General features: G+C 70.3%; 15 protein-coding genes. 12 read left to right on the top strand and 3 right to left on the bottom strand.

What is annotated here, in order from left to right; translation table 11 throughout:
- From FBZ83_RS21080 to FBZ83_RS21045, 8 genes are all read left to right on the top strand, one after another.
- The gene (locus FBZ83_RS21080; protein ID WP_094305702.1) at positions 1-450 is read left to right on the top strand and encodes a MaoC family dehydratase; all 450 of its coding nucleotides are present in this window, start codon (positions 1-3) and stop codon (positions 448-450) included.
- Entirely contained in the window at positions 447-1,217 is a 771-nt protein-coding gene (locus tag FBZ83_RS21075; protein WP_145688123.1) for an SDR family oxidoreductase, read from the top strand. The genes FBZ83_RS21080 and FBZ83_RS21075 overlap by 4 nt, the downstream gene beginning before the upstream one ends.
- 68 nt (positions 1,218-1,285) lie before the next feature.
- The gene (locus FBZ83_RS21070) at positions 1,286-2,341 is read left to right on the top strand and encodes an ABC transporter substrate-binding protein (RefSeq protein ID WP_145688112.1); all 1,056 of its coding nucleotides are present in this window, start codon (positions 1,286-1,288) and stop codon (positions 2,339-2,341) included.
- 155 nt (positions 2,342-2,496) lie between these two features.
- A complete protein-coding gene (locus tag FBZ83_RS21065; RefSeq protein WP_186466152.1) occupies positions 2,497-4,290 on the top strand; it encodes an ABC transporter permease in 1,794 nt (597 codons plus the stop codon).
- Complete coding sequence (locus tag FBZ83_RS21060; protein WP_145688101.1) at positions 4,287-5,366, top strand: ABC transporter ATP-binding protein; 1,080 nt, start codon at positions 4,287-4,289, stop codon at positions 5,364-5,366. Before FBZ83_RS21065 ends, FBZ83_RS21060 begins: the two co-directional genes overlap by 4 nt.
- A 30-nt stretch (positions 5,367-5,396) precedes the next feature.
- The gene (locus tag FBZ83_RS21055) at positions 5,397-6,212 is read left to right on the top strand and encodes an enoyl-CoA hydratase (protein ID WP_145688089.1); all 816 of its coding nucleotides are present in this window, start codon (positions 5,397-5,399) and stop codon (positions 6,210-6,212) included.
- Positions 6,213-6,452: 240 nt separating this feature from the next.
- Positions 6,453-8,033, top strand: coding sequence for a tetratricopeptide repeat-containing sulfotransferase family protein (locus FBZ83_RS21050; RefSeq protein WP_145688075.1), 1,581 nt, complete (start codon positions 6,453-6,455; stop codon positions 8,031-8,033).
- Positions 8,034-8,043: 10 nt separating this feature from the next.
- Positions 8,044-9,246: a glycosyltransferase family 9 protein gene (locus FBZ83_RS21045; RefSeq protein WP_145688063.1), complete on the top strand. Its 1,203-nt coding sequence runs from the start codon at positions 8,044-8,046 to the stop codon at positions 9,244-9,246.
- Here the strand turns inward: FBZ83_RS21045 and FBZ83_RS21040 are convergent.
- The 3 genes from FBZ83_RS21040 to FBZ83_RS21030 form a co-directional block, all read right to left on the bottom strand.
- Positions 9,215-9,730, bottom strand: coding sequence for an invasion associated locus B family protein (locus tag FBZ83_RS21040; protein WP_145688051.1), 516 nt, complete (start codon positions 9,728-9,730; stop codon positions 9,215-9,217). The two genes, FBZ83_RS21045 and FBZ83_RS21040, sit on opposite strands and share 32 nt — an antisense overlap.
- Positions 9,731-9,744: 14 nt before the next feature.
- Complete coding sequence (locus FBZ83_RS21035; protein ID WP_145688033.1) at positions 9,745-13,575, bottom strand: autotransporter outer membrane beta-barrel domain-containing protein; 3,831 nt, start codon at positions 13,573-13,575, stop codon at positions 9,745-9,747.
- Positions 13,576-14,025: 450 nt separating this feature from the next.
- Positions 14,026-14,451 (bottom strand): OsmC family protein, encoded by a 426-nt coding sequence (locus FBZ83_RS21030; RefSeq protein WP_145688031.1) that lies wholly within the window; start codon positions 14,449-14,451, stop codon positions 14,026-14,028.
- 218 nt (positions 14,452-14,669) lie between these two features.
- Here FBZ83_RS21030 and FBZ83_RS21025 point away from each other — a divergent pair, with 218 nt between their 5' ends.
- The 4 genes from FBZ83_RS21025 to FBZ83_RS21010 are packed head-to-tail and all read left to right on the top strand — an operon-like array spanning position 14,670 to position 18,077.
- Positions 14,670-15,005 (top strand): acyl carrier protein, encoded by a 336-nt coding sequence (locus FBZ83_RS21025; RefSeq protein ID WP_282186908.1) that lies wholly within the window; start codon positions 14,670-14,672, stop codon positions 15,003-15,005.
- On the top strand, positions 15,002-16,189 hold the full coding sequence (locus FBZ83_RS21020) for an acyl-CoA dehydrogenase family protein (RefSeq protein WP_145688028.1): 1,188 nt from the start codon (positions 15,002-15,004) through the stop codon (positions 16,187-16,189). The genes FBZ83_RS21025 and FBZ83_RS21020 overlap by 4 nt, the downstream gene beginning before the upstream one ends.
- A 26-nt stretch (positions 16,190-16,215) precedes the next feature.
- On the top strand, positions 16,216-17,154 hold the full coding sequence (locus FBZ83_RS21015) for an amino acid--[acyl-carrier-protein] ligase (RefSeq protein ID WP_247888404.1): 939 nt from the start codon (positions 16,216-16,218) through the stop codon (positions 17,152-17,154).
- Between the two features lie 20 nt (positions 17,155-17,174).
- Positions 17,175-18,077, top strand: a complete 903-nt coding sequence (locus FBZ83_RS21010; RefSeq protein WP_145688026.1) for a DUF1839 family protein — start codon at positions 17,175-17,177, stop codon at positions 18,075-18,077.

Raw genomic sequence — 18,077 nt, 5'->3', positions numbered from 1 at the left:
ATGACCACCATCCATCTCGACGACATCAAGCCGGGCGACCGGACGCGCTCCTCACGCGTCACTGTCACCGAGGCGCACATCGTCTGGTTCGCCGGGCTGACCGGCGACTTCAACCCGCTGCACATGGACGCCGAAGCCGCCAAGGCCAACGGCTTCGGGCGGACCATCGCCCATGGCATGCTGACCCACTCGCTCAGCACCGGGCTGCGCTCGGCCATCGACGACTGGGCGATCCTCGCCTTCCTGGAGACGCGCCGCCGTTTCGTCGGCCCGGTCTTTGCCGGCGATACCGTGCATTACGAGGCGGAGGTGGCGGAGGTCCGTCCCAGCGCCTCCAAGCCCGACCGCGGCATCGTCCGCGTCGCCATCACCGTGAAGAACCAGCGCGGCGAGACCGTGCAGGAGGGCGAGGACGTGCTCTCCATCGCCCGCAAGGAGGCGCAGGCATGAGTTCCGCTGTCGCTCACTCCAACCGTCTCGCCGGCCGTGTCGCCTTCGTCACCGGCGGCGGCGGCGGCATCGGGTGCGCCGTCTGCGAGCGGCTGGCCGCGGAGGGGGCGGCGGTCGTCGTCGCCGACATCGGGGCAGAGACCGCCGAGACCGTCGCCGCCGCGTTGCGCGCCGAGGGGGCTCAAGCCCACGCCACCGCGCTGAACGTCGCCGACCGGGAAAGCTGGGGGGCCGCCGTGACCGGCCTGCCCGAGGCTTTCAGGGGCGTGGACATCATGGTCAACGTCGCCGGCATCGTCCGCGATCGCTCGCTGCCCAAGATGACCGACGCGGAATGGAGCGCCGTCATCGACGTGAATCTGCGCGGCACCTGGCTGGGCTGCCAGACGGCCTTCCGGCTGGTCGGCGACCGCGGCTGGGGGCGCATCGTCAACATCGCCTCCACGGCGATCCTGGGGACCTTCGGGCAGGCCAACTACTCCGCCTCCAAGGCCGGGGTGGTCGGGCTGACCCGCACCGCCGCCCTGGAAGGGGCGCGCCGCGGCATCCTGGTCAACGCCGTCGCTCCGGGCGTCGTGGAGACCGCCATCGTCGAGGGCGTGCCCGACGCGGTGCGCGCGCAATGGCTGGAGAAGACGCCCATCGGGCGGCTGGGCAAGCCGGCGGAGATCGCCGCCGTCGTCGCCTTCCTGGCGTCCGACGACGCGGCCTACGTCACCGGCCAGACCATCGTCGCCGACGGTGGGGCGACCACCGGCGACTACTGATTTTTACTGAAGAACGAAGAACGACGCCGAAACGGCGGAACCGCAACAACAAGACAGGGATTGGCAACATGATGGAATTCTCGCGCCGCCGCCTTCTCCAGACCGGCGGACTCGTCGGCACCGCCCTGGTGACCGGCGGGCTGGCCGGCACCGCCTTCTCGCGCATCGCGTCGGCGGCGGACGATCCGCTCTACGCCGCTGCCAAGAAGGAAGGCGCCCTGACCCTCTACTGGGGCTCCTACGAGCAGCAGACGATGGAGGCGATCCGCGACGCCTTCAAGGCGAAGTATCCGGGCATCGAGGTCAACCTGCTCCGCCAAGCCTCGCAGACCGTCTACACCCGCCTGCGCATGGAGTTGCAGAGCGGCGTCCATGAGTGCGACTCGCTGGGCACCACCAACATGTTGCACTACACCGAGCTGAAGAAGATCGGCGCGCTGGCGCCCTTCGAGCCGGTGGACGGCGTGCACATTCCGGACGCCTTCCGCACCCTCGACCCGGACAAGATGTTCCATGTCGGCGCCATCAGCCTGACCAGCATCAACTTCGCGCCGGGCAAGGTCCAGTCCCCGCCGCAGAGCTGGCAGGCGCTGCTGGAGGACCAGTGGCAGGGCAAGATCACCACAGGCAGCCCGGCCTTCTCCGGCGACGTGGCGAACTGGGTGGTCGCCATCCGCCGCAAGTACGGCGACGACTTCCTGCGCGCCTTCGGCAAGCAGAAGCCGAAGGTCGGCCAGTCCAACGTCGACACCGTGACCGACATCCTGGCCGGTGAGCGCGTCGTCGGTTCCGGCGCGCCCTTCAGCTACACGCTGACCCAGAAGGCCGCCGGCAACCCCATCGACGTGGTGGCGCCATCCGACGACGCCATCCTGAATCTGGGCGTCACCGGCATCCTGGCGAAGGCCCCGCACCCGAACGCCGCCCGGCTGTTCACCAACTTCCTCTATTCCACGGAGGTGTCGATGATCCTCCAGAAGAACTTCTGGCCGACGCTGCGCAAGGACGTGCCCTGGGCGGAAGGGCGGTCGCTGGACCAGTTGAAGTGGACCCGCAACACCGGCGACGACCTCGGCCCGGAGGTCGCGGAAGGCATCGCCAAGTGGAAGGAACTGGTGCGCTGATCGCTGTTTCCCTCTCCCCTTGGGGAGAGGGTTAGGGTGAGGGGGTTGCACGTGTCGATACGTTCGGCAAAAGCGCAACCCCCTCACCCGGCGCCTTTGGCGCCACCCTCTCCCCGGAGGGGCGAGGGATGGTACGGACAATGGAGGCGGACCCTATGGGGGTCATTTCAACGGACAGCCCAGACAGCGCAGCCGCGGCGACCGCGCGCCCGGCGATGGCCCGCGTGCCGCTCGCCCGGACCGTGGTCTTCGGCGCCGTCGCCCTTCTTCTCTTCCTGTTGGTGGTCCTGCCCTTCGGCTGGGTTCTCAACAACAGCTTCCACGACGACATCACCGGCGCCTGGACGCTCGGCAACTACACGCGCATCTTCCAGTCGGTGGACCTGCTGGAGCCGCTGTTCAACTCGCTGCTCCTCGCCGTGGCGACCGCGGTGATCGCCGTCGGCATCGGCGTGCCGCTGGCCTGGCTGGTGTCGCGGACCGACCTGCCGTTCCGCCGCACCATCCGCGTGCTGACGATGACCGCCTTCGTCACCCCGTCCTTCATCGGGGCGACCGGCTGGATTCTGCTGGCGGCGCCCAACTCCGGCTGGCTGAACGCGCTGTGGCGCTCGCTCGCCGGGGCGGAGGCCGGGCCGCTGCTGAACATCTATTCGATGACCGGGGCGATCTTCATCTGCGGCATCTACACCGTCCCCTACAGCTTCACCATGGTGTCGAGCGCGCTCGACGAGATGGCCGTGGAGCTTGAGGACGCCGCCGCCACGCTGGGCTCCGGCACGCTGCGCACCATGCTCAGCATCACGATCCCGCTGGTCACCCCGGCGGTGATCGCCAGCTTCATCCTGTCCTTCATCCAGGGGCTGACGCTGTTCGGTGTCCCGGCCTTCCTGCTGACGCCGACCGGCATCCCGGTGGTGACGACCAAGCTGGCGGAGTTCTACCAGCTCTTCCCGCCGGAAATCTACATGGCGGCCGCTTACTGCATGCCGCTGCTGCTGGTCACCGCCATGCTGTTCTGGATGCGCCGCCGCATCCTGGGCCGCAAGCAGTTCATCACCATCTCCGGCAAGAGCCGGGCGGGGCGGCGGATCGCGCTGGGCGCCGCCCGCTGGCCGGCCTTCGGGGCGGCGCTGCTGCTGCCGCTGGTCTCGGTGTTCCTGCCCTACGCGGCGCTGCTGCTGGTGTCGCTGACCCGCGCCTGGGGCCAGGGCCTGTCGTGGGAGAACCTGTCGCTGCACTGGTACTGGTGGGCGCTGTTCGGCAATTCGGAGACGCACACCGCCATCGTCAACTCACTGCTGTTCTCGACGTTCGCCGCGACGCTGTGCGTGATGCTCGGCACCGTGGTCGCCTACATCGTGGAGCGGCGGATGGTCTTCGGCGCCAGCCTGTTCGGCGCGGTGACCACCGTTCCCATCATCATCCCCGGCATCGTCATGTCGGTCGGCTTCTTCGCCGCCTACACGCGGGCGCCGCTCAACCTCTACGGCACACCGCTTTTGCTGGTCGCGGCCTTCGCGGCGACCTTCCTGCCCATCGCCTACGCCCATGGCGGGTCGATCCTGAAGGGCATCGGGCCGGAGCTGGAGCGCGCCGCCCGCAGCCTGGGTGCGGGGGAGGGGCGGACCTTCCTGTCCATCACCATCCCGCTGATGGGCGGCGGGCTGCTGTCGGGCTGGTTCCTGGTCTTCATCCCGATCATCCGGGAGCTGTCGGTGGCCGTCTTCCTCATCACGCCCAAGACCAACGTGATGACCACGCTGATCTACAACGCCAAGGACGGCGGCAATTACGAGGCCGTCTGCGCCATGAGCGTCCTTCTCCTCCTCATCACGCTGGCGCTGGTGGCCGCCGCCGGTCCCCTGACGCGCCTGACCACCGTGCGCCGCACCTCTCGCAAATCCGGCCGTAAAACCGCCCCGGCGGAAGGAGTTCTCCCCACATGAGCGGGATCCGCATCAAGAACCTCCGCAAGTCCTTCGGCACCTACACCGCGCTGCACGGCATCGACCTGCAGGTCCCCAACGGCACGCTGCTGGCCCTGCTCGGCCCGTCGGGCTGCGGCAAGTCCACGACGCTCCAGCTCCTCGCCGGGTTCGAGGCGCCGACGGAGGGCGAGATCTGGGCCGACGACGTGCTGCTGTCCTCGGCGCGCGGGGTGCTGCCGCCGGAGAAGCGCGGCATCTCCCTGGTCTTCCAGAACTACGCGGTGTGGCCGCACAAGACCGTGGCGGAGAATGTGGCCTTCGGCCTCGCCATCCGCCGCCTGCCGAAGGCGGAGATCGCCGAGCGGCTGGACCGCACGCTGCGCACCGTCCGGCTGGAGGCGCTGCGCGACCGCTACCCGTCGGAGCTGTCGGGCGGCCAGCAGCAGCGCGTGGCGCTGGCCCGCGCGCTGGCGGTGGAACCGCGCATCCTCCTGCTCGACGAGCCGCTGTCCAACCTCGACGCCCATCTGCGCGAGGAGATGCGGTTCGAGATCCGGCAGGTCCACGACCTGCTGGGCCTGACCACCGTCTACGTCACCCACGACCAGTCGGAGGCGCTGGTCACCGCCGACCGCATCGCCGTCATGAAGTCGGGCCATCTCCAGCAGCTCGGTTCGCCGGAAGACATCTTCGAGCGGCCGTCCAACGCCTTCGTCGCCACCTTCATCGGTGCCAACAACGAACTGGCCGGGACCAGCGAGGGCAACGGCGCCATCCGCGTCGGCGGCCATGTGCTGACCGCCCCGGACCGCAGCGGCGCGGCGCATGGCGGGACGGTGTCGCTGTGCGTGCGGCCTTCCCAGGTCCGGCTGTTTGGCGCGGACCAAGCGCCGGACGCCGAGGGCTGCAACGTGCTGTCCGGCACGGTCCAGCGCTCCGCCTATCTCGGGGAGTATCGCGACGTGCTGGTGGATCTGGGGAGCGGCCGGACACTGCGCGCCTTCATTCCGCCCGCTCAGAGCTTCGCTCCGGGCAGCGTGGTGACGGCGCTTCTTCCCATCGGCTCCTGCCAGATCCTCGGGCCGGCGGCCTGATCGCGGCTTAAAACCAAGAAAGTCCGAACGATGACCATCGCCACGACCGGCGAGGCCGACGCCTTGCCCGAAATCCTGACCGAGCGGCGGGGCGCCGTCCAGTGGGTGATCTTCAACCGTCCCAAGGCGCGCAACGCCATTACCCCCTGGATGGAGGACCGGCTGATCGACATCTGCCGGGAGGTCAATGCCGACCCGGCGGTGAAGGCCCTGGTGCTGACCGGTGCCGCCGGCGACAAGCCCGCCTTCATGGCCGGCGCCGACCTCTCCTGCCTGCAGAGCGTCAAGACACCGGAGGACTACACGATTCTGGAGGACCGCGCGGAGACCGCGGCGATGGCGCTGGAGGCGGTGCGCGTTCCCACCATCGCCGCCCTGGCCGGCGCCTGCGTTGGGGAGGGGGCTCTGCTCGCCGCCTGCTGCGACGTGCGCATCGCCACGCCGTCGGTGCGCTTCGGCTTCCCCATCGCCCGCACGGTCGGCAACTGCCTGAGCATCAAGAACCTCGCCCGGCTGGCCGCGATCCTCGGCACCGCGCGGACCAAGGAGATGATCTTCAGCGCCCGCCTGCTGAGCGCCGACGACTTGGCCGGCGCCGGTGCCCTGCGCGGCGTCGTGCCGGACGACGACCTCGCCGAGCGCACCCAGGAGCTGGCCGAGGAGTTGGCGAGCCTCGCCCCGCTGACCCTGTGGACGACGCGCGAGGCGCTGCGCCGCTGGCGCGACCATGGGCTGCCGGCGGACGGCGACGCCGACCTGCTGCGCCTCTGCTACCTCTCCGCCGACTATCAGGAGGGCATCGCGGCCTTCCTGGAGAAGCGCCGTCCGGTCTGGGTGGGGCGGTAGGGCGCCAAAGCCATTGCATTTCGCGTTCATAACCCTCTCCCCTCTGGGGAGAGGGTGGCCCGGAGGGCCGGTGAGGGGGATGTGCGTTTCGGTACGTCCGGCAAAAGCGCAACCCCCTCACCCTAACCCTCTCCCCAGAGGGGAGAGGGAACGCCCCTTGCCGCCACCCATGCGCTTCCCTATCCTGGCGCCGTACCACGCGCCCATGAGGGCGTTCAGCCGCCATGGGACCCGCCTGTCATGCCGACCACGCCCGACGCCCCTCCGAGCGGCGCCCCCGACGCCGCGGCGCTGGAGCGGCGGTTGCGGGCCGCTCCCGACGATCTCGCGGCGACGCAGGAGCTGGCCGGGCGGCTGTTCCAGGCCGGTCGCGCGGCTGACGCCGAGCCTCACGCCCGCAACGCGGTCCGGCTGGCGCCGGAGGACGCGCGCTGCCACACGCTGATGGCGCTGGTGCTGGCCGACACCCACCGGCCCCAGGCCGCCGAGTTCCATTACCGCCGGGCGCTGGCCCTGGCGCCGCCGGACGCCGCGACGGTCGCCAACCTCGCCTGGAGCCTGACCCGGCAGGGCCGGCTGGAGGAGGCGCGGCGGACCTACCGCCGGGCCGCGGCGCTGCATCCGTCCATCGCCCTGACTTGGCACGGCTGGGCGCAGACCGAGGACGCCGCCCGCGATCTTCCCGCCGCGCAACGGCTGGTCGACCGTGCCCGGCGTCTCGACCCCGGCCACCGTGGCGCCGACACCTTCGCGGCGGCCCTGCTGGCCCGGCAGGGGGCCGGACAGCCGGCGCTGGCCGTCCTGCACGCCTCGGCCGCCCGCCATGGCGGCACCGACCCCGACGCGCTGCTGGAGACCGGGCGCATTCTCGACCGGTTGGGCCGTCACGACGAGGCCTTCGCCGCCTTCGCCGCCGGCAAGGCGCTGCTGCGGCAGGCCGGGCGCCGCTACGGCGAGGAGGAGGCGGTGGACCTCATCGCGCGCCTCGCCACCTTTTTCGTGGCGCCGCGCCTGCGCCTGATGCCGCGGCCCGCCACGCCCGCCGCCGGCCCGCAGCCAGTCTTCATCGTGGGCGCCCCGCGTTCCGGCACCACGCTGGTCGAGCAGATCCTCTCCAGCCATCCGGCCATCGCTGCGGGGGACGAACTGCCGTCGCTCGGCGCGGTGGTCCGGGCGCTGCCGCAGACACTGGGCAGCCCGCTCGGCTATCCCGAAGCGCTGTCGGAGCTGTGGATGGGCGACCAGCGAGACGGGCTGGAGCGGCTGCGCGACGCCTACCTCCGCCACGCCCGCAAGCTGGTTCCGGCCAAGCCCGGCCACACGCTGTTCACCGACAAGATGCCCTTCAACGAGACGCATCTCGGCCTGATCGCGCTGATGTTCCCCTCGGCGCCGGTGGTGCATGTGCTGCGCCATCCGCTGGACGTGGTGCTGTCGATGATGGGCACCAACCTCACCCACGGCTTCCATTGCGCCAACGATGTCGAGACGGCGGCGCGCCACGTCCTGCGGGTGTTCGATCTGGTGGAGCATTACCGGCGGGAGATGCCGTTGCGCTACTTGCCGCTGCGCTACGAGGATCTGGTGCGGGAGCCGGAACCGGCGGTGCGGCGCTTGCTGGGCTTCCTGGGGCTGGGTTTCGACCGCCGTTGCCTGCGCTTCGAGGAGAACCGGCGCCACGCCCGCACGCCCAGCCACGCCCAGGTCGCGGAAAAGCTCTACAGCCGCTCCATCGACCGTCACCGCGCCTACAGGACTCATCTGAAGCCAGCGATCCCGATCCTGGAGCCGGTCATTCTCGGGCTGGGCTACAGCCTGTAGCATGCCACCCATGCCCCCGTCCGACAGCGACCTCTGCGAAATCCGCCGCCGCGAAGGCCGGCTGGACGAGGCCGCCGCCCATGGCCGCCGCGCCGTCACGCTCGACCCCGGCGACGCGGCGGGCTGGTACAATCTGGGCTTGGCTCTCTACGACCGGCTTGGGGTCGCGGCGTCCATCGCCTGCGAGCGGCGGGCCGTCCGGCTCGCCCCGGACGCGCCGGGTCCGCATTTCGAACTGGCCGAGGGGCTGCTGCTCTCCGGGCAATGGGAGGAAGGCTGGCGCGAATATGACTGGCGCTGGCGCCTTCCCGGCGTGCCGCCGCTGATTCCGCCCGCCGTCCTGGAGCGGCATGGGCACACCGCCGCACGGTCCTGGGATGGCCGCCCCTTGCCCGAGGGCACTCTTCTGCTGGTTGCCGACCAGGGCTTCGGCGACACCATCCAGTTCGCCCGCTACCTGCCGATGGCGGCGGCGCTCTGCCGGAATCTCGTGGTCGCCTGCAGCCCGGACATGCGGCCGGTGATCCGGTCCCTTCCCGGCGGTTGCCGGACGGTCACCGATTGGGAGGAGGCGCCGCCCTTCGCTGCCCACGCCGAGCTGTCCAGCCTGCCGGGGCTGTTCGGCACGAGGCCGGACACGATACCGGCGCCGCTCCCCAGCCTGCGGGCCGAGCCGGAGCGGGTAGAGCGCTGGGCGGAGCGTCTGGACGGGCTGCTCCCCCGCGGCTACCGCCGCGTCGGGCTGGTCTGGGCGGGGCGCCCGAGCCATGGCAACGACCGCAACCGCTCCCTGCCTCTCGCGCGGCTGGCGCCGTTCTTCGCGCTGGAGAAGACCGCGCTGGTGTCGCTTCAGAAGGGGCCGGCGCAGGCCGAGGCCGCCCGCTATTACGGGACGGCACCGCTGGTCGATCTGGGGCCGGAGCTGGAGAGTTTCGCCGACACCATGGCGGTGCTGGAGCAGCTCGACCATGTGGTCTGCGTGGACACGGCGGTCGCCCATCTGGCCGGGGCGATGGGGCGCCCGACCGCGGTTCTGCTGCCCTACGCGCCGGACTGGCGCTGGCTGCTCGGCCGCGGCGGCACGCCCTGGTATCCCACCGTCACGCTGCACCGGCAGCCGACGCCCGGACGGTGGGATGAGGCCATCCGCGGCGCCGTCGCCGCGGTGACCGGACGCAACATCAGGGCTTCAGGGCGGCCAAGCCGTCGGTGATCCCTTTGGTGGAGAGCGGGAAGGCTACGGCCTGCGTCCCGCCATAGGGGCGGACGGTGATCTGCGCGCCCTTGGAGCGGCGCAGCGCGGTCAGCGTCGCCTCGTCCATCGGGGCGTTGGCGAGGCAGCCGTCCTGGATGCACTGCTGGTAGGTCAGCGGCAGCGGCTTGCCGTCGTCGATGGTCAGCGCCGCCCCGGCGTGCAGGTCGACGCCCAGCGGCAGGATGACGACCATCACACCCTTGCCGTCCGGGGCGAAATAGCCCACCGAAGCCTTGAGGATGCGGGTCGCCTGCTTCGCCTCCTTGTTCTCCATCACGCGGGTCTGCGAGATGAAGCAGCGGGGCTTGCCGTCGGGCGGCGTCTCGCATTCGGTCTGCCAGTCGCCGAAGGTCTTGCCCGGCTCCACAGCTCCGGCGGGCGCTCCGCCCGCGAAGAGGAGGGGGAGCGCCGCCAGCGCTCCCGTGATGATGGCCTTGCGCATCGCCGTCCTGGTCCTCACAGCTTCCACTTCAGGCCGGCGGTCGCCGACACCGTGTTCTCGCGGGCGCGGATCGCGTCCTGAACGCCGATGGTGGCGGTCAGCCGGTCGTCGAGAGCCACGCCCAGCCCGGCGCCGATCACCAGGGCGTCGCGGCCCGGCTTGCTGGCGTCGGCGGTGAAGGCCACCCCGCCCAGACGGTTGGTGGTGGAGGCGGTGGCGTCGGCGAAGTCATGCTCCCACGCCAGGGCGGCGTTGGGCAGCAGGCGCCAGCCGCCCACCGTCACGCTGGTGCCGGCGCGCACGCCGACCGCGCTGCGCAGGCTGGTCCAGCCCGCCGCCTCGACGTCCAGCGCCACGCCGCCGCCGGACTCGCGGAAGGCCTCGCGGGTGATGCGGTCGAAGCGCAGGCCGGCCCGCGGCTCGATCCAGGCGCTGTCCGACCCGGCGAAGGCCATGCGGTGCCCGGCGGCGATCTCGGCGGAGAAATCATGACCGTCGGCGCTGCCGCTGGCGCCCTGGCCCAGAGTGCCGAAGGCGATCCCGCGCGAGGCGTCGTAGTTGGCGTAGCCGTAGCCGATGGCGCCCTCGACATAGGGGCTGTCCGCCGCGCCGCGCAGGTTCCAGGAGCCGTAGAGCGTCGCCTGATAGCTGTCCACGTCGGCCTTGCCCAGCCCGTCGCGCGAGGTGACGCGGTTGCGCAGGTAGCCGAGCGCCACGCCGCCGCTCACGCCATTCTCATAGCTGTGGTCGGCGCCCAGCAGGAAACCGCCGATGCGCTCGGTGGTGCCGGCGGCGTTGCCGTCCGAGCCGGTCCGGCTGTAGGCCGCCAGCGGCTGGCCCCACACGCCGCCCGAGCCGCGGGCCTCACCGGTTTCGCCCACGGCGCTCGTGCCGTTGCCGCTGCCGGCCAGCCGGACGCCGGAGGAGGACGCCGTGCCTCCGCGCAGCGCCGACAGGCGGCCTTCCACCGCGCTGCCGAACAGGCGGCGGCTGGTGCGGTCGGCGGCCAGCGTGTCGGCGTGCAGCTTGCCCGAGAGCTGGTCGAGCGCCCCGGCGATGCCGTTGCCCGGCAGGCCGTAGAGGCCGTTGAACAGCGGGGCGGCGACGCCCTCCAGCCGCGCCCCGGCGGCGGGACGCAGCGCGTCCACCGCCGCGCCGGCGGCCTGCTGGTTGCGCGTGCCGCCGCGGACCGCGTAGTTGGTCGGCGTGACCACCAGCCGGACGGTGGTGGCGTCGTACAGCGTGTCGAAGCGGGTGCCGGTCTCCAGCCCCGCCGTCGGCTGCGTCACGGCGGCGAAGCCACCGGTCACGCCGCCGTCCGCCTGGACGATGGTGAAGCTCTGGCCCAGCGTGGCGGTGTAGGCGTTGGTGGCGTCGCCGCTGATGCTGCGCAGCACCGGAGCCAGCGTGCCGGCGGCGGTGAAGGACGCCCCCTGCACCCGGATCTGGTCGTGGTTGCCGGCGCCGAAGCCGGCGGTCGGGCCATCGATCTCGGCGTTCAGGACGCTGGTGCCGGTCAGGGTCACCGCGGACTGGAAGGTCAGCACGCCGGGGGAATTGCCCGGAGACACGGTGCCGGCCAGCGTGGCCGGGCCGCGGACGGTGCCGCCGCCGCTGAAGGTCGAGCCGGCGCTGGTGGTCAGCGAGCCGGAGACCACGCCATTCACGGTCGCCGAACCGCCATTCCCCACATTGACCGCGCCGGTGATGCCGGTGGCGGACACAGTGACGGTGCCGTCGCCCACCGTGACCGGGGCCATGACGGCGCCGGCCAGGGTGGCGCTGCCGCCGGAGGTCACGGTGACCGCACCGTTGACCGCGCCATAGGCGGCGACGGTCAGGGTGCCGCCCTCCACCGCTAGGGTGCCGCCGACGCCGCCGCCCTCGACGACGGTCATGGCGCCGCCGCGGGCCACCGTCACCGGGACGGCCACGACGCCGCCGACCGTGGCGCTGCCGCCGTTGTTTAGGGCCAGCGTGCCGCCCGCGACCACGCCGCTGCTGGCGATGGTCAGCGCCGTGCCGTCGCCCACCGACAGGCCGCCGGCGTTGGCGAGCTGGCCGGAGACGACCACCGTGCCGGGGCCGGACGCGGTCAGCGCGCCGCTGCCGCCGACGGCGCCCGCCAGGGTGACGGTGCTGCCGTTGGGAGCGATGGTGCCGCCCTGGCTGGTCACGGTGACCGACTGGCCGACGGTCAGCGGCGACGCCGGGCGCAGCGTGCCGCCGTCGAAGGTGACCGAGCTGCCCTGGACCGCGCCGTCGCTGTTGGAGAAGCTGGGGCGGCTGGTGTCGATCACGCCGGTTGCCGGAGGCGTTGGAGGCGGAGTGGGCGTCGGAGTGGGCGTGGGATCGGGGTTCGGCGTCGGTCCGGGACCGGGGTTGGGATTCGGGTTCGGATTGGGCTCGGGCTCGGGCTCCGGTTCGGGCTCCGGTTCAGGCTGTGGCGTCACCTTGGTCAGGGTGAGCTGAATCCGGTTGTTCGCCGTGTCGAAGGTGGCCGTCGGGGTCAGCGTCGCGTCGCTGCCGGTGATCGCGGTGAAGGCGCCGGACACACCACCCGTTGCGGTCACAATGGTGTAGGTCGTGCTGTCGCCGTAGCCGCTGCCGGTGGAGGTGACGGACAGGTCGCCGCCGATCGTGGCGGTGCCGGTGACGGCCAGCTTGCTGGCCGCGGAGGAGGTCGTCCGGATCGCCAGCGTGCTGTCGCTCTGCTGCGTGTAGTTGCCGGTAACCGTCAGGGTGCCGGGCGCGCCGGAGCCGCCGGGGGTCACGGTCGTCCCGGACAGGCTGGTCACGTTGCCGACGACCGTTCCGGTGCCCGTCAGCGTCGTTCCGCTGCTGAGTTGCAGACCGGTGGTGAGGGAGCCGTTGACGCGCAGCGTGCCGGCCTGGAGATTCGTGGTCGTGGCCGAACTCGCACCCCCCAGCGTCCACTCCGTTCCGTTGACGTTGAGGGTGGTCAGGCCGGACACCGGTCCGGACAGGGTGCCGCCGCCCTCCAGAAGAAGGACTTGGTTCTGCCCTCCGGCCTGGATGCCGCCGACCAGCACGCTGCCGTCCTTCAGGTTGATGAAGCTGCCCGTCCCGAAGCCGAAGGTCTTGATCGCGCTGAAACCGCTTCCGGCGGCGATGGTGCCGTGGTTGACGATGGTCGACGGGCCGGTGACAGACAGCACGTCGCCGGTGCCGATGATCGTGCCGTAGTTGGTGACGGTGGACTGCTTGGAAATGGAGGCGGCTGAGACCGCCGCATAATCCGTCTGCATGGGGTCCGTCGCCGGCCGCACGTTTTTGATCAGAGCGGCGCTGTTGGACGGGGACCCGTTGGTGAGGGTGAGGGCGTGGGAGCTTTCAATGGCGGACCAATTGCCGATGATCGTTCCGGTGTTTTCGATGACCGATGTCAGCGAACCCGCCGAGTTCGCCAGGAGGATGCCGTGGTAGGTCTTCGGCACCGAGATCAATCCGGAATTGATGATGGTGCCGTAGGTTTGAGCGTAAATGCCGTCGGCCTGATAGAAGTTGGTGTCGACCGAAATCTTGATCGTGCCCTGGTTGGTCAGGGTCCATCCGCCGGACGACTTGACCCACACGCCGGTGGTCAGGTCGGTGTACTGGTTGCCGGTGCCGCTGTCGACGACGCCGCCGGTGCTGGTGATGAGGATGTTGCCGGCGGTCGGATAGAAGGTCTGGTTCTGGACCGTCGTCAGCGTGTCCATCGGCGCTGCACTTGCGGCCAGCGACACGCCGAGCGCGACGGGGGCGGCGACCACCGCCGGCAGGCGCCCGCCCGACATCAGGCTTTGGCGGATCGACTCGAGGGGAGACGGCGACGGCGGCATGGGCGATTCACCTTGCGAGCGGGGCGTAAGCGTTACGACCAATGGTTTACACCGTTCGATCATAACGGGTGCGTCGCTTTGCCGCCAAGATAAAATATACAAACGTATGAGAATTCGAAATTTATTTTTTGCCAAATCATTTAAATTATGCAGGAAAAGAGGTGATGGATTTATGGATACTTGCGCAGTGAAAGTTGGAGTGGGGTCTTGCCCGTTGGGGAGTGCGCAGGTTTAGCCAAGTTATGCAGTATGTTGGCATGCTCTCAATTAACGATTTCAAGAATGGGCTGATTTGAAAATGCAGAAAATTGTCAAAAACCGTATTCACATCGGACCGCAGCCCCGCTTCGGCCGTGTCGATGTGGCAAATTCCCGCACCGGAGGTTAATGGGTGAAGCGGTGCCGGCCCGGCGGTCGCTGCGCCTTCGCAGGCCGCCGGGCCGGATGCGATCAGAGAAGCCGGGCGTTCAGGGTGATTTCGGTTCCGGTCAACGCCTTGGACACCGGGCAGTTTTTCTTCGCACCCTCGGCCTGCTGCCGGAAGGTCTCGGCGTCGATGCCGGGGATCTCGGCCTCGCAGTCCAGTTCGACCTTCGTGATGGCGAACCCGTCGCCGGCCTTGTCCAGATGGACGCGGGCGGTGGTGTGCACGCGGGTCGGCGTGTGCCCGGCCTTCGACAGGCCGGCGGACAGCGCCATCGAGAAGCAGCCGGCGTGCGCGGCGGCGATCAGTTCCTCCGGGTTGGTGCCGGTGCCGTTCTCAAAGCGTGACGGAAACGAGTAGGCGCCCTCGAAGGCACCGCTGCCCAGCCGCATCGTGCCCGACCCCTGGGCCAGATTGCCCCGCCATTCCGCATCCGATTGCCGCACAGCCATGGTGACCTCCCGATTCCTTGAGTGTTGGATGAACCGCCGGAGAAGGTAGAGCCGTCCGGGGAAACGGCAATCGCCACAGGTGTTAAGCAAGAGGAGCGGTTGGCATCCGAAAAGCATCCGGGGCATACGGAAAAGCAGCGTGAAGCGCAGAACAATTAAGGTTTTGTGGCGTTGTGCCGGGGTTGGAAAAGCCAGAGGTTGAATAGGGGGTAAGGGGAATGAGCATGCGCCAACCGGATTGGCAGATCGCCGCTGGGTCGGCGCCGCGGGGCGGCGATGCTTCGGCGGTCAGCACGGCCGACATCCGGGCGCTTCTCGCCGACAGCGGCTGGCTGGCCATCGACGCCTCCACCCTGTCCGATGAGGACGACCTCTACGCCGCCGGTCTGACCTCCCACGGGTCGGTGAACCTGATGCTGGCTCTGGAGGAGCGCTACGGCGTCGAGTTCCCGGAGCATCTGTTGCGCCGTCGCACGTTCGAGAGCATCGCGGCGATCCGCGCGGCGGTCGCCGGCCTGCTGGACGGGGCGCCGGGCGGCTTGGGGGCTGGATGAGAGCGGCTGCGCCCGACGGTCCGGCGGCGATGGCCCCGGAGGTCGCTGCGGAAGCCGCCGCCATCGCCGGACGCCATGCCGACAGCGTCGACCGTGAGGCGCGCTTCCCCGCGGAAGCCTTCGCAGCCCTGAAGGAGGCGCGGCTCCTTGGCCTGATGGTGCCGCGGGATTTCGGCGGCGGCGGGGGTGGTCTGGCCGACGTGGCGGCGGTGGCCCACGCCCTGGCGCAGAAATGCCCGTCCAGCGGGCTGATCTACGCCATGCACCAGATCCAGGTGGCCTGCCTCGTCCGCCACGGCCAGGACAGCGCCTGGCACCGCGGCTTTCTGGAGCGGCTGGCCGGGGAGCAGCTTCTGCTCGCCTCCGCCACCACCGAGGCCGGAATCGGCGGCGACGTTCGCTCCAGCGCCTGCGCCGTCGGGGAAGAGCCCGGTGGCGCCTTCCGGCTGGAGAAGCAGGCGACGGTCATCTCCTACGGGGCGGAGGCCGACGCGATCCTGGTGACGGCGCGGCGCGGGGCGGATTCGCCGCCCTCCGATCAGGTCATCGTGCCGGTCCTGCGCGGTCAAACGCAGTTGGAGGAGATCGGCGGCTGGGACACGCTGGGCATGCGCGGCACCCGCAGCGTCGGCTACCGTCTGGTGGCGGAAGCCGAGCGGGCGCAGATCCTGCCGCTGCCCTACGCCGACATCTCCGCCCGGACCATGCTGCCGGTGACCCACATCCTGTGGAGCAGCGTCTGGCTGGGCATCGCGACCGACGCGGTGGCGCGGTCCGCCGCCTTCATCCGGGCGGAGGCGCGCAAGCGTCCCGGCACCCCGCCGCCGGGCGCGCGCCGGCTGGCCGAGGCGACCGCCGGGCTTCAGGCGATGCGCGGGATGGTGCGCGGCGCGCTTGCCCGGTTCGAGGAGGCGGCCGACGATCCCGACCGCCTCACCGCCCTGGGCTTCGCCGTCGCCATGAACACGCTGAAGACCGAAGCGGCGGAGATGGTGGTCCGGATCGTCGGGCAGGCGATGTTGGCGGGTGGGCTGTCCGCCTACCGCAACGACAGTCCCCACAGCCTGGGCCGTCATCTGCGCGACGCGCACTCGGCGCCGCTAATGATCAACAACGACCGGATTCTGGGCAACACGGCGAACCTGCTGCTGGCGCACAGGGACAACGGCTCTCTCTTCGGCTGAGACTTTTTCGGAACGGAATGCGGCGGATGGACATGCGGGCAGAAGGCACACCGGTGGAGAATGGGCAGGCGGCGTTCCGCGACGCGCTGGTCGCGGCCGGGCTGCTGATCCCCACGGGCGTCGACGGGCTGTACGGCCGCAGCGGCGTCTTCGAAGACGTGGTGGAGCGCTTCAACGACCTGATCACCACCTGGGGCGGCGGCGACGGGGCGGACGTCATGCGCTTCCCCCCGGGGGTGGCTCGCCACCAGTTCGAGCAGAGCGGCTATCTGAAAAGCTTTCCGCACCTCGCCGGCACGGTTCACGCCTTCAAGGGCGACGAACGCGCCCACCAGTCCCTGTTGCGCCGGCTGGAGGAAGGGGAGGAGTGGACCGACTCCCAGATGGCGACCAACGTTGTCCTGACCCCTGCCGCCTGCTACCCCGTCTATCCGACCATCGCCGAGCGCGGGCCGCTGGCCGCCGAAGGCGCGCTGGTCGATGTCTATTCCTATTGCTTCCGCCACGAGCCGTCGCTGGACCCGGCGCGGATGCAGCTGTTCCGGATGCGCGAGTATGTGCGCGCCGGCACGCCGGAGCAGGTGATGGAGTTCCGGCAAAGCTGGGTGGAGCGGGGACGGGCGCTGATGGAATCGCTGGCCCTGCCGGTGGCCGTCGATCTGGCGAACGACCCCTTTTTCGGGCGGGCCGGGCGGATGCTGGCGGCCAGCCAGCGCGACCAGGGGCTGAAGTTCGAGTTGCTGATCCCCATCGCGTCGGCGGACCAGCCGACCGCCTGCCTCAGCTTCAATTACCACCAGGACCATTTCGGGCTGCTCTGGGACCTGCGGACGCCCGATGGGGCGGTCGCCCACACGGCCTGCGTCGGCTTCGGGATGGAACGGGTGGCGCTGGCGCTGTTCCGCCATCACGGCCTGGACGTGAAGGCGTGGCCCGCCGCGGTGCGCGCCGTCCTGTGGGGCTGAGCGGGCAGGGGAGGCCGGGCATGGCGCATCCGCTCGACAGGCCGGACCGCGACTGGGCGGAGACCAACTGCTACACCGATCTGTGGCTCGGGCTGCTGCGGGCGCTTGGGATGGAGCCGATGGCCGCCCTGGCCTTCACCGTCGCGCAGGATTTCGAAGGCGACCAGTTCACCTTCTTCAAGGTGCCGTTGGAAGACCTGCGCCGCCTCTACGGGCTGGAGGTGCAGGAACTCGCCCTCTACGACCGGGTGGACACCCACGCGGCGGTGCAGGTGGCGCGCGGTCGTCCGGTGCTGGTCGAGGTCGACGGCTTTCATCTGCCGGACACGCGGGGGACCTCCTACCGCGCGCAGCACGTCAAGACCACCATCGCGATCCTCGGCCTGGACGCGGGCGCGCGATGGCTCGATTACATCCACAACGCCGGGCGCTTCACGCTGGAGGGGGAAGACTACGACGGCCTGTTCGCCCCGGCACCGCTGTTCCCCTACGTGGAGTTCGTGAAGCGCGGCGGCCCGGCCCTGGCAGGGGACACTTTGATCGAGGCGTCACGCGCGCTGTTGTCCGACCATCTGCGCCGCCGTCCGGCGGGCAACCCCATCGCCGCCTTCCGCGCCGCGCTGCCGGAGCATCTGGAGGTCCTGGCCGCCCGGCCGATGGACTATTTCCACCTCTACGCCTTCAACACGCTGCGGCAGGTCGGGGCGAACTTCGAGCTTCTGGGGATGTATGCGCGCTGGATCGGCGGGCCGGCGGACGCGGCGGAGGCCTGCGCCACCCTTTCCGCGACCGCCAAGGCGCTCCAGTTCCAGCTCGCGCGCGGCGTGCACCGGCGGCGCTTCGGCGATCACGCGGAGCCGCTGGAGGCGATGGAGCGCGCCTACGACCGCGCGCTCGGCGCGCTGGCCCGTAGCTGCGGGTGA

The sequence above is a fragment of the Azospirillum brasilense genome (genome assembly GCF_007827815.1).
Classification (GTDB): domain Bacteria; phylum Pseudomonadota; class Alphaproteobacteria; order Azospirillales; family Azospirillaceae; genus Azospirillum; species Azospirillum brasilense_C.
Note: the sequence above shows the minus strand (reverse complement) of the source record. Positions and strands in the feature narration are given on the sequence as shown.

Coding starts and splice junctions, on each gene's coding strand:
- FBZ83_RS21080 (WP_094305702.1), top strand. CDS start 1: ATGACCACCATCCATCTCGACGACATCAAGCCGGGCGACCGGACGCGC.
- FBZ83_RS21075 (WP_145688123.1), top strand. CDS start 447: ATGAGTTCCGCTGTCGCTCACTCCAACCGTCTCGCCGGCCGTGTCGCC.
- FBZ83_RS21070 (WP_145688112.1), top strand. CDS start 1,286: ATGATGGAATTCTCGCGCCGCCGCCTTCTCCAGACCGGCGGACTCGTC.
- FBZ83_RS21065 (WP_186466152.1), top strand. CDS start 2,497: ATGGGGGTCATTTCAACGGACAGCCCAGACAGCGCAGCCGCGGCGACC.
- FBZ83_RS21060 (WP_145688101.1), top strand. CDS start 4,287: ATGAGCGGGATCCGCATCAAGAACCTCCGCAAGTCCTTCGGCACCTAC.
- FBZ83_RS21055 (WP_145688089.1), top strand. CDS start 5,397: ATGACCATCGCCACGACCGGCGAGGCCGACGCCTTGCCCGAAATCCTG.
- FBZ83_RS21050 (WP_145688075.1), top strand. CDS start 6,453: ATGCCGACCACGCCCGACGCCCCTCCGAGCGGCGCCCCCGACGCCGCG.
- FBZ83_RS21045 (WP_145688063.1), top strand. CDS start 8,044: ATGCCCCCGTCCGACAGCGACCTCTGCGAAATCCGCCGCCGCGAAGGC.
- FBZ83_RS21040 (WP_145688051.1), bottom strand. CDS start 9,730: ATGCGCAAGGCCATCATCACGGGAGCGCTGGCGGCGCTCCCCCTCCTC.
- FBZ83_RS21035 (WP_145688033.1), bottom strand. CDS start 13,575: ATGCCGCCGTCGCCGTCTCCCCTCGAGTCGATCCGCCAAAGCCTGATG.
- FBZ83_RS21030 (WP_145688031.1), bottom strand. CDS start 14,451: ATGGCTGTGCGGCAATCGGATGCGGAATGGCGGGGCAATCTGGCCCAG.
- FBZ83_RS21025 (WP_282186908.1), top strand. CDS start 14,670: ATGAGCATGCGCCAACCGGATTGGCAGATCGCCGCTGGGTCGGCGCCG.
- FBZ83_RS21020 (WP_145688028.1), top strand. CDS start 15,002: ATGAGAGCGGCTGCGCCCGACGGTCCGGCGGCGATGGCCCCGGAGGTC.
- FBZ83_RS21015 (WP_247888404.1), top strand. CDS start 16,216: ATGGACATGCGGGCAGAAGGCACACCGGTGGAGAATGGGCAGGCGGCG.
- FBZ83_RS21010 (WP_145688026.1), top strand. CDS start 17,175: ATGGCGCATCCGCTCGACAGGCCGGACCGCGACTGGGCGGAGACCAAC.